General features: G+C 72.2%; 12 protein-coding genes, 1 tRNA gene and 1 pseudogene. 10 read left to right on the plus strand and 4 right to left on the minus strand.

Annotated features, from left to right (window positions below):
* The first annotated feature begins 6 nt into the window (after positions 1–6).
* On the plus strand, positions 7–732 hold the full coding sequence (locus AB0N63_RS18670; RefSeq protein WP_365530080.1) for a hypothetical protein: 726 nt from the start codon (positions 7–9) through the stop codon (positions 730–732).
* Between the two features lie 192 nt (positions 733–924).
* Here the strand turns inward: AB0N63_RS18670 and helR are convergent, their stop codons facing one another.
* Positions 925–3,072 (minus strand): RNA polymerase recycling motor ATPase HelR, encoded by a 2,148-nt coding sequence (gene helR / locus AB0N63_RS18675; protein ID WP_365530081.1) that lies wholly within the window; start codon positions 3,070–3,072, stop codon positions 925–927.
* 585 nt (positions 3,073–3,657) lie between these two features.
* On the opposite strand from helR, the gene AB0N63_RS18680 reads away from it, so the two are divergent.
* From AB0N63_RS18680 to AB0N63_RS18700, 5 genes and pseudogenes are all read left to right on the plus strand, one after another.
* Complete coding sequence (locus AB0N63_RS18680) at positions 3,658–4,917, plus strand: AAA family ATPase (protein ID WP_365530082.1); 1,260 nt, start codon at positions 3,658–3,660, stop codon at positions 4,915–4,917.
* Positions 4,914–5,630: pseudogene (locus tag AB0N63_RS18685) on the plus strand (ParB/RepB/Spo0J family partition protein); the annotation flags it as partial. The gene AB0N63_RS18680 and the pseudogene AB0N63_RS18685, both read left to right, overlap by 4 nt.
* 1,347 nt (positions 5,631–6,977) lie before the next feature.
* On the plus strand, positions 6,978–8,105 hold the full coding sequence (locus tag AB0N63_RS18690; RefSeq protein WP_365530166.1) for a bifunctional DNA primase/polymerase: 1,128 nt from the start codon (positions 6,978–6,980) through the stop codon (positions 8,103–8,105).
* Complete coding sequence (locus AB0N63_RS18695) at positions 8,102–9,664, plus strand: phage/plasmid primase, P4 family (RefSeq protein WP_365530083.1); 1,563 nt, start codon at positions 8,102–8,104, stop codon at positions 9,662–9,664. The genes AB0N63_RS18690 and AB0N63_RS18695 overlap by 4 nt, the downstream gene beginning before the upstream one ends.
* A gap of 208 nt (positions 9,665–9,872) precedes the next feature.
* Positions 9,873–10,256, plus strand: coding sequence for a DUF6009 family protein (locus AB0N63_RS18700; RefSeq protein WP_365530084.1), 384 nt, complete (start codon positions 9,873–9,875; stop codon positions 10,254–10,256).
* A 257-nt stretch (positions 10,257–10,513) separates the two neighbouring features.
* Here the strand turns inward: AB0N63_RS18700 and AB0N63_RS18705 are convergent.
* Positions 10,514–10,588: transfer RNA gene (locus AB0N63_RS18705), tRNA-Leu, on the minus strand.
* Positions 10,589–10,695: 107 nt separating this feature from the next.
* Between AB0N63_RS18705 and AB0N63_RS18710 the strand changes: the two genes are divergently transcribed.
* Positions 10,696–10,899, plus strand: coding sequence for a hypothetical protein (locus tag AB0N63_RS18710; RefSeq protein WP_365530085.1), 204 nt, complete (start codon positions 10,696–10,698; stop codon positions 10,897–10,899).
* Between the two features lie 328 nt (positions 10,900–11,227).
* On the opposite strand, the gene AB0N63_RS18715 is transcribed toward AB0N63_RS18710, so the two are convergent.
* Positions 11,228–12,424 (minus strand): MFS transporter, encoded by a 1,197-nt coding sequence (locus tag AB0N63_RS18715; RefSeq protein WP_365530086.1) that lies wholly within the window; start codon positions 12,422–12,424, stop codon positions 11,228–11,230.
* Positions 12,425–12,506: 82 nt separating this feature from the next.
* Here AB0N63_RS18715 and AB0N63_RS18720 point away from each other — a divergent pair, with 82 nt between their 5' ends.
* The 3 genes from AB0N63_RS18720 to AB0N63_RS18730 all read left to right on the plus strand — a co-directional run bounded on the left by AB0N63_RS18720 (position 12,507) and on the right by AB0N63_RS18730 (position 14,489).
* On the plus strand, positions 12,507–12,758 hold the full coding sequence (locus tag AB0N63_RS18720; RefSeq protein WP_365530087.1) for a Smr/MutS family protein: 252 nt from the start codon (positions 12,507–12,509) through the stop codon (positions 12,756–12,758).
* Positions 12,759–12,907: 149 nt separating this feature from the next.
* Positions 12,908–13,423, plus strand: coding sequence for a MarR family transcriptional regulator (locus AB0N63_RS18725; protein WP_365530088.1), 516 nt, complete (start codon positions 12,908–12,910; stop codon positions 13,421–13,423).
* Positions 13,424–13,463: 40 nt separating this feature from the next.
* Complete coding sequence (locus tag AB0N63_RS18730; protein ID WP_365530089.1) at positions 13,464–14,489, plus strand: zinc-binding alcohol dehydrogenase family protein; 1,026 nt, start codon at positions 13,464–13,466, stop codon at positions 14,487–14,489.
* Positions 14,490–14,744: 255 nt separating this feature from the next.
* Here the strand turns inward: AB0N63_RS18730 and argG are convergent, their stop codons facing one another.
* Complete coding sequence (gene argG / locus AB0N63_RS18735; protein ID WP_365530090.1) at positions 14,745–16,190, minus strand: argininosuccinate synthase; 1,446 nt, start codon at positions 16,188–16,190, stop codon at positions 14,745–14,747.
* Between the last annotated feature and the right edge of the window lie 13 nt (positions 16,191–16,203).

Here is a 16,203-nt window from a genome sequence, read left to right on the forward strand (position 1 = left end):
AAGGCTGTGCCCACCAAATCAGCCACCGCCACGGTCCGGTCGCGGTATGCCGAGCAAGCGGCTTCGGATCTCGCCGAGAACCGCCGTCAGCAGCAAGAGCTGACACGTCAGTTGGAGACCCTCCAGCAGGAGGAGACCCTGCTGCTGGACATCCTGAGCCTCGCGGGACACCCCGCCGCCGACGCGGCACACGTGCCGCAGCAGGCACGCAACGAGCCGGAGCCCGCCCCCCGGCAGGCGCCGTCCGCCCCGGAACCGGCCTCGGCCGCGCCGGACGCCACCGCCGAGGACGCCCCGGCCGAGCAGCCCGCGCCCGCGGGGGACGAGGAGACCACGAAGGCCGCCACCAAGAGCCCCGCGAAGAAGCGGGCCGCGAAGAACACCGCCAAGCCCGCCACGAGGAGCACGGTGAAGAGCGCCCCGAAGGGCGCCGCGAAGACCGCCGCCAAGGGCACCGGCAAGGCCGCCGCGAAGAAGGACGAGTCCCAGGTCCTCCTGCGCGACCTGCTGCTGGACCTGCTCGGCGGGCACAGCGAGCCGCGGCTGGCGGCCGAGCTGCGCGAGGAGCTGCTGGCCAAGCACCCGGACCGCGAGCCCACCCCCCAGGTCGTCCGCAACACCCTGGAGGCCCTGGTCGCCAAGGGGCGCATCCAGCGGCACAAGCAGGGCCGTTCGGTCATGTACACCGTGGTGGGACAGGAGAAGGACGGGGCGCAGGCCGGCGCCGCCTGATCCGGCGGCGCCGGCACATGTGGCCCCGGCCGCCGACGGCCGCACCCCTCGACGTCCGCCGTCGCAGGCCACACCCGACCCGTGCACACACCTTCGTGCACACACGTGGGGCCGGGCGGGGGCCGTCCGCAGCACGCACGGCCTCCGCCCCGGCGCACCCGTCGGCACACCCTCGGTACGCTGGTCCCGCGTTCAGGAACTGGTGAGCACGACGAGTTCACGGGTCGCCCGCGTCATCGCGACATAGCGGTCGACCGCTCCCTCGACACCTTCGCCGAACTCCTCCGGATCGACCAGGACGACCAGGTCGAACTCCAGTCCCTTCGCCAAGCGCGGTGTCAGCGACCTGACTCGGGACGTTTCCCGGAACGCGGGCGCACCGATGACGCAGGCGGTCCCGTCCGCGTTCCCGGCGAGCCACGCTTCGAGCACCGACTCCAGCTCCGTGACCGACCCGCGGCGGACGGGGATGCCGGTGGCGCGCACGGACGTCGGCACGTTGGCGTCCGGCAGGGCGGCCCGGACGACCGGCTCGGCCTCGGCCATGACCTCCTTCGGTGTGCGGTAGTTGACGCTCAGCGAGGCGAGGTCGATCCGGTCGAACCCGACCCGCTCCAGCCGTTCCCGCCACGACTCGGTGAAGCCGTGCCGGGCCTGGGCGCGGTCACCGACGACGGTGAAGCTCCGGGACGGGCAGCGCAGCAGCAGCATCTGCCACTCCGCGTCGGTCAGTTCCTGTGCTTCGTCCACGACGACGTGTGCGAACGGCCCGGCGAGCAGGTCGGGTTCGGCCACGGGCAGCGCACCCTCGTCGACCAGGCTGTTCCGCAGGTCCGTCCCGTGCAGCATCGTCACCGCGCCCTCACCGTCGTCGTCGGCGGCGAGCACGTTGTCGATGACGGCGGCCATCCGCTCGCGTTCGGCGGCGAGGGTGGCCTTGCGCCGGCGGGCGCGGCGGGCCGCCGCCGGGTCGCCGAGCCGTTGCCGGGCCGCGTCGAGCAGCGGCAGGTCGGACACCGTCCACGCCTTGGCGTCGGCGCGTTGCAGGGTGCGCACCTCCTCGCGGCTGAGCCAGGGTGCGCACATCCGCAGATACGCGGGCACCGACCACAGGTCCGACACCAGGTCGGCCGCTTCGAGCAGCGGCCACGCGCGGGAGAGGGCCCCGGTCAGTTCCTCGTCGTGCGCCAGCGCCCGGCGCAGCAGTGGGGGCGACACCTCGCCGTCGTGCTTGTCCGCCAGGATGGTGATCAGGGCCTCCCAGACATGCTCGCGGGCCTCGTTGTGCGGTGTGCCGGGCTCGGCCGCCCCGAAGGCCTCGGCCCAGTCGTCGGCGGTGAGCCGGACCTCGGACCAGGGGGTGGTGACCGTCATCGGCTCGGTGGGCGGCTCCTCGTAGAACCCGACGGCCTTCTCGATCGCCCTCACCAGGTCCGCCGACGACTTCAGGCGGGCCACCTCCGGGTCCGTCTCCTCCACCGCCGTGGCCCCCTCGGCGACCAGGTCCCGCAGGACGCAGGTCTGCACACCCTCCTCGCCGAGACTCGGCAGCACATCGGCGACGTAGGCCAGGTAGGGGCGGTGGGGGCCGACGAACAGCACACCGCCGCGGCGGTGGCCGAGGCGCGGGTCGGAATGGAGGAGGTAGGCGGAGCGGTGCAGGGCGACCACCGTCTTTCCGGTGCCCGGGCCGCCGTCCACGACGAGCGCGCCGCGCGATCCGGCGCGGATGACCGCGTCCTGGTCGGCCTGGATGGTGCCGAGCACGTCGCGCATCCTCTCCGACCTGGTGCTCCCCAGGCTGGCGATGAACGCGGACTGGTCGTCGAGCGCGGCCCGCTGCCGGAGCCCGTCGGCGGTGAACACCTCGTCCCAGTAGTCGGTGATCCGGCCGCGGGTCCAGCGGTAGCGGCGGCGGCTCGCCAGGCCCATGGGGTGGGCGTGGGTGGCGCCGAAGAAGGGTTCGGCCGCGGGGGAGCGCCAGTCGACCAGCAGCCGGCGGCCGGTGCTGTCGGTGAGGCCGAGACGTCCGACGTACACCGGTTCGGCGTCGTCGGCGCCGACCATGTGCCCGAGGCACAGGTCCACGCCGAAGCGGCGCAGGGTGCGCAGCCGGGCGGTGAGCCGGTGCACCTCCGCGTCCCGGTCCATCGCCTGCCGGCCCACACCGCCCGGCGCCCGTCGCTCGGCGTCGAGTGCTTCGGTCAGTTCGGCGATGGTCTGTTCGAGGGTGGTCGCGATGGCCGCGAAGTGCCGCTCGTCGCGGCCGATCAGCCCGGGGTCCGCCTTCGCGGCGAGGCGGTCGGGCAGGTCGAACACGCTGGTGGTCAAGGAGGTCATGTCTGCTGCTCCGCTCAGAGTTCCGCCCGCAGGGTCCGCGCTGCCCGGTGATGACAGGGAGTGCACTCGGTGAGTCCCTCGTTTCCGCAGGTCGGTGGGCCAGACGAGCGATTGTGCGGCATGACCGGGGCCTTGCCGCAAGGCCCCCGGTGCGCTATACGTTGAGAGTGGCGAGGAGTGGCTGCTCCTTCTCGGGCGCCTGCGCCACCTTCCGGCGGAGCCCGACGCGCCGCGATCACAGCGGACACAGACGGGGAACAGTACGTCTCGCTCCCCGCGCGCCGTTCCCTCTTCGAGTCTCCGTACGAACCCGAACCGTCCCGCCGAGCCTCGCCGACACCGCGTCGAGGGTCGTCCGGCGCCGCACCCGGAGTCGGTCCGCGCCCGCTCCCGCGCAGCGGCCGACACGCTGTCCGAGGTCAGCGGCGTTCGCCTCCCCCGGCTCCTCCCGAGGCGCCTGATGTCCGTTCAGGGGCGGCCTGTTGATGGGGCAATGGGGACAAATGAGGAGTAACTCATCGTCTCTTTTTGCTTTCTAACGTGTCGCTGCGGCGAATGATCAAGCACGTTAGTAAGGTGTCCCCCATGAGTTCGCCAGCCACCTCCAGCGACCGCGAGAAGGTCGTCTCCAAACTGCCGGGATGGCTCCGGCAGAACCTCAAGGTAAGGGCCGCCCAGCACGGCGTCGAGATCCAGACGGCCGTGGAACAGGGCATCGACGCATGGCTCGCCCTCGCCTCCACGCCCGCCACGGTCGACACCGCCGGGGCCGACTCCTTCTCCACCTTCCTGCCCGAGGGCCAGTGGGAGAGGTTCCGCGACGTGGCCGCCGACCGGCGGGTCTCGCTCATCCAGGGTCTGGCTCAGTCGGTGCAGTTGTGGCTCGACACCACCCCGGCGCCGGACATCGAGCGGCCGGCCGTCACCCGCCGCATCATCGTCTGCAACCAGAAGGGCGGCGTCGGCAAGACCGCCATCGCGGCCGGTGTCGGCGAGGCCCTGGCGGAGGACCCCGGCAAGCTGCACCCGGTGCGGGTCGCCAAGGCACTCTCCACGGCCCTGCGCGCCAGCGACCAGATCGCCGGCGGCGGGGACAGCGACGCCCTGGACGTGGAGAGCCTGCCCGGTCTGGGGCTGCGGGTGCTCCTGGTGGACTTCGACCCGCAGTGCCACCTGACCAACCAACTCGGCGCCACCCCGCTGCCGATGAACGGCGACAGCCTCACCAACCACATGGCGGGCGACCCCAAGGGCGATCTGCGCGACCTGATCGTCTCCATCGACGACGACACCTTCGGCGGCCGGCTCCACCTGCTGCCCGCCTGCCACGACGCCTTCCTGCTCGATGTGCGCCTGTCGGCGGTACGGGCCCGGGAGGCGGCGCTGGAGCGGGCACTGCTGCCGCTGGAGAGCGACTACGACGTCATCCTCGTCGACTGTCCGCCGAGCCTCGGCCTGAGTATGGACGCCGCCGCCTACTACGGCCGGCGCCGCGAGGGCGAGCGCCCCGGCCAGTCCGGCGCCCTGATCGTGGTCCAGGCGGAGGACAGCTCGGCCGACGCCTACGACCTGCTCACCAACCAGATCGAGGACCTGCGCGGCGACCTCGCCCTGGACCTGGACTACCTGGGCATCGTCGTCAACCTCTACGACGGCCGCCGGGGTTACATCGCCACGTCGTCCCTCCAGGGCTGGGTCGACATAAAGGACCCCCGCGTGGTCGGACTCATCAGCGACCTCAAGGAACAGAAGGAGGCCGTACGCATGAAGCAGCCTCTTCTGTCGTACGCCCCCTCCTCGCAGCAGGCGGTGGGCATGCGGGCCCTCGCACGGGAGATCTCATGAGCAAGGCCGACCAGCTCGGAACAGGCCGCTTCGGCGCCACCGCACGACCGGTCAGCGCGCGCCGGGCGGCGATCGGCGCGGCGACCGGAGTCCCCACGGAGGGCGTCGCCCCGCCCACCCGGCTGCCCCTGGACCGCATCAGCCCCAACCCGGACAACCCGCGCACCAGCCTGGGCGATCTGACCGAACTCACGGGCAGCCTGCGCGAACACGGCCAGAAGCAGGCCATCACGGTGATGAACCGCGACGCCTATGTGAAGGCCAATCCCGAGCGCGAGCAGGAACTGGCCCCTGACGCCACCCATGTCGTCGTGGACGGCAGCAGCCGGCTGGCGGCGGCCCGTGAGGCGGGACTGACCCATCTGAACGTGATGGTGGACGACGACCAGGGAGCCGACTCCGAGGCCATCCTGGAGTCCGCCCTCGTCGCCAACGTGCACCGCCAGGAGCTGGAACCCCTGGACGAGGCCAGGGCGCTGCAACGGCTGCTCGCCATCCACGGCACCCAGACGAAGCTGGCGAAACGGCTCCACAAGTCGCAGGGCTGGGTGTCGCAGCGGCTGGCCCTCCTCAATCTCGCGCCCGCGCTCCAGGAGCGCATCGGCGAGGAGCGCATCGATCTGCTGCGCGCCGTGGGCAACAAGCCCCCGGAGGAGCAGGAGGCCGCCCTGGAAGCGCTCAAGCGCGAGCAGGCGCGGGTGGAGGCGGAGAAGGCGGAGCGACGCAGGGAGCGGCAGGCCGCGACTGTCGAGGACCCCGCCTACGCCGAGCAGCCCGTGGCGGCCCACCAGGCCACGGCGGCCGACCCCTCCCCCGCGGCTGCGGCCGCCCTGGTCACCGAGGACACCGCGGCCACCGGTCCGGCGTCGGACCCGGGCGACACGCCCGGCCGCGCGGACGGCTTCTCTTCTTCCTCGCACGGTTTTCCGCAGGGTCCTTCGTCCGGGGGAGGGGAGGAGCCGCGGCAGCCGGCGGCCGGGGGAGGGGAGGGGCAGGCACCGTCCGAGGCGGACGAGGCGCGCTCCGACACGGAGACCGAGACCGACACCGAGCACGGGACCGTCGCCGGCGCCGAGGGCGCGCAGCCGCCCGCCGTATCGACCGAGTCGACGGAACCGGCGCGTGCGACGGGACGGACGGAGCAGACGCAGGGGACGGAACCGGCCGCATCGGCGGTCCCTGGCCCGGCCGAGTCCCAGGACGACGGCGAGCAGCGCCCGGTGTCCCCGGCACACCTCACCCCGGTCCCTGCCATGGCCCCGTCCGGTCCCTCGCCGGCCCTCGCCGCCCCGGCGGCCACCGCTTCCGTGGACGCCGTCCCGGAGCCGCGGGGTGCCAGGACGGGTGTGGACGGCGATCACGCGGAGAGCGAACACCCCCAGGAGGAGCGGGGGATCGGCGACCACGCGGGCCCGGACACGGCCGTCCCGCCCCGGCTTCCCTACGACGACGGGGTCTTCCTCGCCCACCATCTGATCCGCAAGATGCCGGACACCGCGTTCGACAGGATGCTGGAGCTCCTCAACGAGCACCAGCGGCAGCGTGACGCGGCACGTCAGGACAGTGCCTGAGCCGAGGCGGACGGGGAACCAGGGACCGAAATCCCTGCGTCCCTGCCCGACGGGGCCGCTGTTCGTGCGTCGTTCGCGCCGGTCAGGGGCCCAGGACAGGTGTGTTCAGGGACCGGAGGGACCCGGTTCCGAAAGAGAGCCCGACAGGGAGTCCGCCCTTCCGGACGGCTCCGTGACCCCGGGAGGCAGGGTGCCGGACACCCCTCAGCAGGGTGAAGCGCGGGCAATTCACCCGCATGGTGACTCCCGTCCAGGGACCAAGGGACTCAAGGGACCGAGAAAACTGATAGAAACGGCACGCGGGGGGGCTGCGGGATCCTTCGGGCCAGTGAGCCCTACACTCTTTCTGGATTACAGTCCCTTCGGTCCCTGACAGGGCGTCACCTCCCGACCGGGCCGCCGTGGAGTGACCGAAGACGAGATGTGACAAGGACGATTCGCGTGCCGCGCCATGGTGAGATCAGCGAACGCACCGCTGCGGGCGGCCCCGTGCCGCCGCGCTCGGTCGCGCGGTGGTGCGCCGCCCAGGGCTGGCCGGTCCATCCGCTGGCCCCGGGACGGAAGACACCCGCGGCCAACTGCCCGGAGTGCCGCGCTCGCCGGCACGCTCCGGCGGACTGCCCCTGTCTGCCCGCCGGGCGTCCCTGCCACGGTTTCCACGCGGCCACGACCGACCCCGGGCGCATCGACGAGTGGTGGACCGCCACCCCGTCGGCGGGCGTGGGCGTCGCCTGCGGCCCGGCCGGGCTGGTCGTCATCGACATCGACGCCCACGCTGCCGAGGTGCCCGACCGCGCCAGGCTGCTGCCCGGCATCCCCATCCCCGAGCAGGTGAGCCTCGCCGGGCTCGCCTCCGGCTTCGACACCCTCGCCCTGCTGGCCGCCTACCGCGGCCGCCCCGACCCGGCCGCCGACGAGGACACCCTCAGGGTCCGTACGCCCTCCGGCGGGCTGCACGTGTGGTACCGCACCCCCGATCCGGACACCCGGCTGCGCTGCTCCACCGGCTCGGGCAGCAGGGTCGCCCTGGCCTGGCAGGTGGACGTCCGCGCCGACGGCGGCTACATCGTGGCGCCCACCACGCGCACGGCACAGGGTGTGTACCGGCCGGTGGGCCCGACGCGCGTCCCGGCGCCGCTGCCGGACTGGCTGCGCGACGAACTCGTCCGCACCGGCCACCTCGTCGCCCCGGCGCCGTCCGAGCCTCCGGAAGGGCCGCTGACGGGCTCCGCCGAGGGTGCGGCGCACGACGGGGCGAGCGGCGCCCCGGACGGTACGGCCCGTCGGCGGGCCACCCGCTCCGGTCACGTGCCGTCGGCCCGCCGGGCCCCGCGGACCGGCGCGGCGCACCGGATCCTCGATCCACTGATCGCCCAGGTCGCCCGCTGCGCCGAGGCGCGCGAGGGCACCGCGTTCACCGAGAAGCTCAACCGGGCCGCCTACACCGCGGGCGGACTGATCGCGGCCGGGCACCTGGACCACGCCGTGGTCCGGGACCGGCTCGTCCGGGTCGCCCAGCACGCCAGGCCGTGGCAGCAGGCGCGCAACGAGGCGATCGTCGACGATGCCCTCGCCGTGGGGTCCGCCCGTCCGCTCCATCTCGAAGGACGTTCATGAGCAGCGCCGAGAGCACGCCGCGGTTCGACCCACAGGCCGCCGCGCAGCAGATGCTCGACCTGCAGATGCTCGAGCAGCCGGTCGAACAGTCCTCGCCTGCCCTGGTGCCCCCGCAGGCCTCGCCGGACGCCGCCGCGGCCCCGGCCCGCCCGGCGGGCTCGGGCATGCCGACCGCTCCCCTGCCGCCCTCGCTGACCGATCGCGGCAACGCGCGACTCTTCGTACGGCTGCACCGCGACCAGTTCCGGCATGTGGAGGGCCTCGGCTGGTTCGTGTGGGACGGCTACCGGTGGAAGCGCGGCGGCGGTGAGAAGGCCGCACTCTGGGCGGCGGGCGAGATGGCCGAGGACATGCCCGACAGCGACCCGCGCGGTGTGTTCAGCGAGCGGGAGATCGCCCACCACAAGCGGCGCACCCTGTCCACGGCCGGCATGAAGGCGCTGCTGACCCAGGCGAAGGCCTCCCCCGACCTGTCCGTGGACCCCGACGACCTGGACGGCGACCCGTACGCGCTGTGCACGCCCGCCGGCGTGGTCGACCTGCACAACGGCCACATCCGGAAGGCCGACCCGACGCGCGACTTCCACTCCCGCGCCACCAGCGTGGCCCCGCAGCGCATGGAGACGCCCCGCTGGCACCGGTTCCTCGCGGACACCTTCGGCGACGACGCCGAGGGCCGGGAGATGATCGACTTCCTGCACCTGATGCTGGGCTACTCCATCACCGGCGACGTGGGCGCGCAGGTGCTGCCGTTCCTGCACGGTGAGGGCAAGAACGGCAAGTCGGTGCTGCTGGACACGATGATCCAGATCCTCGGCGACTACGCCGACGCCGCCCCGCCCGGCTTCCTGATGGACCGCGGCGCCTTCTCCGAGCACTCCACGGAGCTGACCGAACTGCACGGGCGGCGGCTGGTGGTGTGCAGCGAGCTGAAGCCCAACGACAAGTTCGACGAGGCCCGGGTGCGGCTGCTGACCGGCGGTGACAAGATCAAGGCGCGCCGGATGCGCCAGGACTACTTCTCCTTCACGCCCACCCACCACCTGTGGCTGCTCGGCAACCACCGGCCCGAGGTGTCCACGGGCGGGTTCGCCTTCTGGCGCCGTATCCGCCTGCTGCCCTTCACCCGGACCGTCCCGGCCGAACGCCGGATCGACAACCTGGCCTTCGAACTGGTCCGCGACGAGGGACCCGGTATCCTGCAATGGCTGATCGAGGGCGCTCAGCGCTATCTCGCCACCCGGGACCCGCTGGAGGGCCCCGACCGGGTGCGCATCGCGACCTCCGCCTACGCCTCGACGGAGGACCACATCGGCCGGTTCCTGGCCGAGTGCTGCACCCGTGACGGCGAGAACGCGCGTGACCTGCGGGTCGAGCAGGGTCTGCTGTACACGGAGTACAGCTCCTGGTGCCACGCGGGCGAGGGGATCCGGCCCGCCACCCCGCGTGCCTTCGCCAACCGCGTCCGGCAGGAGGTCGGAGTGGCCTCGCCGGCCGACATGATCAAGTCGAACGGACGCAAGTACTACCCCGGTATCGCACTGCTGGAACAGGCATGATGACAGTCGCTTTCGGGCACTCCCTAGCATGCGGCCTACACCGCCGTCCGCATGCGCTCTACCATGGTGACCGGGCCCCGCACACGGCGACCGCCACACAGCGGCCCGCCACTGGCCGGTGCGCAGGCCACCCTGGAGCGCACATGCACACATGCCGGGCCACGTCCCCCAAGGTGGGGACCGAGCCGATGAAGGAGGGGCTGCAGCCATGAGCTCGCTGTTGACCGAGAGCGACCTCATCCACGAGGAAGAGGTGGTGTGGCTGGAGAACCCGGAAAAGCTCGACTACGTCCGTCAGGCGCTCGACAAGACCAAGCGCCGCAACACCAAGCCGCCCTACGCCCGCGACGGCCGCATGGTCGGCTACGCCCTGCTCGACGACCAGGCCGCCCCCGACCCGGACAGCGGTCTGTACAAGCGGCGGGTCTTCTTCCTGCTGCCGCACGACCGGGACAGCCTGCCGGACGGCCTCTACCGCGAGGGCGCCCCGGGCGAGGCCATCGACCCGCGCACCATCGAGCCCGGCAAGCCCGGCGCGAAGACGCCCCGCTCGCAGCGGGGTCCGGTGGCGATGGCCTCGTCCACTCCGTGAGGCTGTTCGCGGCCTGGTAAGGCCCTCGGGATCCTCCTCCGGCCCGTGTGGGGCCCCTACGGGGGCAGGGGGGCTCAGATCGTCCCGACGCCGTTCTGAGGGCCGGACAGGGGCCCGGAGGGGCTCGAAAGGACTGACCGGCGGTCACCGGCTCTCCATGTGCGGGCCGGTGACCGTCGCTGTCGCAGGAACCCAACTCGCCGTTACCCGGCCCCTGTTCCGCGGGGCACAGTTCGAGAAGCAGAGCTTGAGAAGGGGGCGGGGCGGCCGGATTCGAACCGGCGTCCTCCGAGATGCTGTCGCGGCGCACTACCTCTGTGCTACGACCCCGCCCTGAGGATGATCATACCCTCCTCCCGGAATGGCCGACCAGGCGATTACCCACCCCTCCCCCGCCCCGGGTGGGGCAGCCGGCCGCCGCTGCGGCAGGCTCCGCGGGATGCGTGATCATGTGGACACGACCTGGGGCCCACCGCTGCGCCGCCGGCCGGCCGCGGGCGTACGGGCGGTACTGACCGCGTTCTCCGAACCGTCGATGACGTGGCAGACCGCCGAACCCGCCTCGTCACCGGCCGCGGCCCGGCGGTGGATCGCGGCCGAGGCCGCGCAGCGGGACTCCGGCACCCGTCTCGCTTCGCCGTGACCGACGAGGCGGTCACGGTGCTCGGCAACGTCGCGGTGGGGGCCGTGGACCGGCGGCACCGGCCGGGATGGGTGACGTACGGGACCCGGGCAGCGGCCCGCGGGCAAGGCGTCGCATCCCGCGCCTGCCGGCTGGTCTTTCGAGGAAGTCGGCCTCTCCCTGCCGGAGTTGGGGCATCGGGTCGACAACCCGGCCTCCTGCCTCATGGGCAGGGCCGCCGGCTTCGCCGTCAAAGGGCTCCAGTGTCGGAAGCTGGAGTAAGACGGCGTCCGCTGCGCCGTCGAACTCCACGCCCGGCCGACCGCGGACGTCCAAGTCCCCGGCCCGGTCACGCCCGGGCGGAGGCGTCCGCTGCCGTCCGGTCCGGCCAGGCGGGGACGAGGGCTGCCAGCGTCAGGAACGCGGTGAGCACGAACGCCCAGGGGTAGCCGGTCAGTCCGGCCAACGCGCCGAATCCGACCGCGCCGCACCCCATCCCCGCGTCGTAGCCGACGTTCCACAGGGCGCTCACCGTCCCGTACCCCGAGGCCGGGACCCGGGAGTACATCAGCGTGATGGTCGCGCTCTGGATGATCCCGAAGCCCGCCCCGAACACGGCCGCCCCCGCGACGACCGCGGTGGGGAGGCAGGTGAGGGCGACGACGAGCAGGCCGGCGGCACAGACGACCAGCCCCGGTACGAGCAGGCCGGCGGCGCCACGGCGGTCGGCGCGACGGCCGGCGAACCAGCGGAACGCCGTGGCGGCGGCCGGTTGTGCGAAGAGAGCCGCGGCGATCGCGCCGGAATGGCCCGGTGCGACGGCCAGCGGCAGAAAGGTGACGACAATGCCCGCGCCCACCGCCGTCACGGCGAACACGGCCGTGGGACGGCCGAGCGCGCCGGTGCGCGCCCCGGCGAAGAGTCCCAGCTGGGGTCCCTGTGCCGCGTCCCGGCCGGGCAGGCCCGGGACGGCGGCGACGGCGACCAGGGCAGCCGACGCCGCCACCGTCCACACGGGCCCGTATCCCGAGTGCGCCGCCAGCCAGGTACCGAGCGGCAGCCCCACCAGCGACGGCACCCCGGCCACGACGCCGATCAGGGCCAGCCCCTCCCCCCGGCGTTCGGGCGGGATCAGCGACGCCGTCAGCGCCCCGCCCGCCACCAAGGTGAACGCGAAGCCGAGCCCCCGGACGAGGCACACCGCCAGGATGCACGCCATGCTCCGCGACATGCTCAGGGCCGCCGCCGGAGCGCCCAGCAACACCAGTCCCGCCCCCAGCAGCACGCGATGACCGCAACGTGCGGCGAGCCACGGAGCCATCAGTTCGCCCGCCACCGTGGCCAGCATCAGCGCACCGGTGACGAGACCGGCGACATCGCTCCCCCGCCCCGGGACGCTCTGCGCGTACGCCGGGACGACCGACAGCAGCAGATAGAAGCTCGCCGAGGAACCGACGACCGTCACCAGGCGCAACAGCAACGGGCGGGTCACCAGCGGCGGCCGCGCCCCGCGGGTTCGGTGTTCAGGATCGACGGATGAGGCCATGAGCTGAAAACTAAGGGACACGGCCGTCGCCCGAGTACCGCATTTTCCACACACCCGACCCGTGCACCGAGGAGAAGACGCCTTGCTGAGCCTGGATCTGCACCCGCTGTTCCGCAACAACCGCGACATCGAGCTGGCCCTGCGTCAGTTCGTCTTCCGGGCACACCGGTCGGGCGAGCCCGTCGCCGAGATCATCCCCGGCAAAGGCACGGGACAGCTCCGCAACCGGGTGCTCGCCTTCCTCGGCCAGAAGCACATCAGACGGCTCTACGACCGGGTCGAGGTCAGCGAGGCCAACACCGGCCGGGTGCTGGTGCACTTCACCCCGCGCTGAGCCGGGCGGGACGGCGGCGGTCGGGACACCGGAACCACGGCGGGGCGCGCGGTGCGCCCCTCCCCCCTCCCCCCTGCCCCCCTCCCCCGGCATCCGCCCCGGGGGCGGGAGGGCTTCACGGTGCGTCCAGGGCCACCTAGCCTGGAGACGTGACCCAGCAGACCGCCGCTTCGGACCGCCCCGACGAGAGCGACGGGACCGAGTCCGCGCGATCCGAACACCACGGTCCCCCGGGACCGGCGGACCCGCACGACCTTGGGGGTGCGCTGTACGACGCCATCGGTCTCATCGCGCGGCGGCTTCGGCACCGCAGGGCCCCCGGCGAACTGTCGCTGCCCGAGCGCTCGGCGCTGTCTCGGCTGGCCGGCGCGGGACCGGCCTCGGCGGCCGAGCTGGCACGGGCCGAGCAGGTCACCGCACAGGCCATGGGCACCGTCGTGAACGGGCTGGAGACGCGCGGCTTCGTCGAGCGACGGCCCGACCCACGCGACGGCAGGCGGATCATCGTGTCGCTCACCGAGACCGGCGAGGACGTACTGCGGCGCAAGCGCGAGGCCCGTGGCCGCCAGCTGGCCGTGGTGCTCACCGAGCAGTTCAGTCCGGCCGAACTACAGACCCTGGCGGCGGCCGCACCCCTGCTGGAACGTCTGGGCGAAAACCTCTGACAGCGCATGAACACCGGCCGGGAATGGGCACCCGGCCCCCATGAGCAACAGCACCATGCAAGCCGTCGGCTACCGCAAGAGCCTGCCGATCGGTGACGAGGACAGTCTGATCGACCTGGAGCTGCCCCTCCCGGAGCCGGGCCCGCACGATCTGCTGGTGGAGGTGGCGGCGGTCTCCGTGAACCCCGTCGACTACAAGATCCGGCAGAGCAGCGATCCCGGTGGAGAGCCGAAGGTGCTCGGCTGGGACGCGGCGGGCACGGTCGTCACGGTCGGCGAGCAGGTGGAGCGCTTCAAGGCCGGTGACGAGGTGTACTACGCCGGTGCCGTGGACCGCCCCGGGGCGGACTCCGAGTACCACGTCGTGGACGAACGTCTAGTCGCCCTCAAGCCGACCAAGCTGTCCTTCACCGAGGCAGCCGCACTGCCCCTGACCTCGCTCACCGCCTGGGAAGGCCTGTTCGAACGGCTCGGTCTGGAGAACGGGGGCCTGAACCAGGACGGCGCCCTGTTGATCACCGCGGCGGCCGGCGGCGTCGGGTCCATCACGGCTCAGCTGGCCCGGTCCCTGACCAGCCTGACCGTCATCGGGACCGCCTCCCGTCCGGAGACCGTGGAGTTCGCCACCCGTATGGGTGTGCAGCATGTCATCGACCATCACAAGCCGCTGGTCCCCCAGCTCACCGAGGTGGCCGCGGACCGGCTGACCCATGTGTTCAGCACCGCCCACACCGACCGCAATCTGGCCGACTACGCGGAGGCGCTCCAGCCCTTCGGCCGGATCGTCGCCATCGACGACTTCGACTCCCTGTCGGTCGGAGTGCTGAAGCCGAAGAGCATCTCGTTCCACTGGGAGTTCATGTTCACCCGCTCCCTGTTCCGCACCCCCGACCGTTCCAGGCAGGGGCACATCCTGTCCCAGGTCGCCCGGCTGGTGGACGCCGGCGTCCTCACCTCCACCGCCACCCGGGACCTGGGCCCTGTCAACGCGGCCAACCTCCGAGAGGCGCACCGCATCCTGGAGTCCGGCACGGCCATCGGCAAGATCACCCTCACCGGCTTCTGAGCACCCGCCGCGGGCCAATCCCCCGCTGAAGGACGGGACCGCCGTCCGAACGGCGGGGCCCGCCGTGGCCGGAGCGGCGCATCGCGGGTGGGAGGTGTGTCAGGGACGGCAGAGAGGGCAGGGAGGGCCGGAGAACGAGAAAAGGGCCCTGGTCGACACCGAGACATGGTGTCGACCAGGGCCCTTCCCGACAGGGCAGGCGTCAGGGACCTGGTCCGCCCCACTCCCCCACTGACGAACGCCCCCGGGAACTGCTCAGTCGGTGCCGAACTCCATCGCGGCGCGGTCCAGCATCTCGTCCTCGTCGGAGACCTCGCCGCGGGAGGCGATGGCCTCCGCGCCGCCCTCCGGCAGGGAGCCGATCAGCCCGGTCGCGGCAGCCTGGGCCGCGCCGATGGCGGGGTTGGCGGTCCCGATGAGACCGATCGCGGCGTACTGCTCCAGCTTGGCGCGCGAGTCGGCGATGTCGAGGTTGCGCATGGTGAGCTGACCGATCCGGTCCACCGGGCCGAAGGCGGAGTCCTCGGTGCGCTCCATGGACAGCTTGTCAGGGTGGTAGCTGAAGGCCGGGCCGGTGGTGTCGAGGATCGAGTAGTCCTCACCGCGCCGCAGCCGCAGGGTCACCTCACCGGTGACGGCCGCGCCGACCCAGCGTTGGAGCGATTCCCGGACCATCAGGGCCTGCGGGTCGAGCCAGCGGCCCTCGTACATCAGGCGACCGAGCCGACGGCCCTCGTTGTGGTACTGCGCGAGCGTGTCCTCGTTGTGGATCGCGTTGACCAGACGTTCGTAGGCCGCGTGCAGCAGGGCCATACCGGGGGCCTCGTAGATGCCGCGGCTCTTGGCCTCGATGATCCGGTTCTCGATCTGGTCCGACATGCCCATGCCGTGCCGACCACCGATGGCGTTCGCCTCGATGACCAGGTCGACGGGCGAGGCGAACTCCTTGCCGTTGATCGTCACCGGGCGGCCCTGCTCGAAGCCGATGGTCACGTCCTCGGTGACGATCTCCACCTCGGGGTCCCAGAACCGCACGCCCATGATCGGATCGACGGTCTCCACACCGTTGTCCAGGTGCTCCAGGGTCTTGGCCTCGTGAGTGGCGCCCCAGATGTTGGCGTCGGTGGAGTACGCCTTCTCCGTGCTGTCGCGGTACGGGAGGTCGTGGGCGAGAAGCCACTCCGACATCTCCTTGCGGCCACCCAGCTCGGCCACGAAGTCCGCGTCGAGCCAGGGCTTGTAGATCCGCAACTGCGGGTTGGCGAGCAGGCCGTACCGGTAGAACCGCTCGATGTCGTTGCCCTTGAAGGTCGAGCCGTCACCCCAGATCTGGACGTCGTCCTCGAGCATCGCCCGGACCAGGAGGGTGCCGGTGACGGCGCGGCCGAGCGGGGTGGTGTTGAAGTAGGCCCGCCCGCCCGAGCGGATGTGGAACGCCCCGCAGGTGAGTGCGGCCAGACCTTCCTCGACGAGCGCCGCCCGGCAGTCGACCAGGCGCGCGACCTCGGCACCGTAGGTCTTGGCACGGCCGGGCACCGAGGCGATGTCGGGCTCGTCGTACTGGCCGATGTCGGCGGTGTAGGTGCAGGGGATGGCGCCCTTGTCACGCATCCACGCGACCGCGACCGAGGTGTCGAGGCCGCCCGAGAAGGCGATGCCGACGCGCTCGCCGGCGGGGAGGGAGGTTAGGACCTTGGACATAGGAAGATTATGC

This window comes from Streptomyces sp. NPDC093260 (assembly GCF_040683715.1).
GTDB lineage: Bacteria > Actinomycetota > Actinomycetes > Streptomycetales > Streptomycetaceae > Streptomyces > Streptomyces sennicomposti.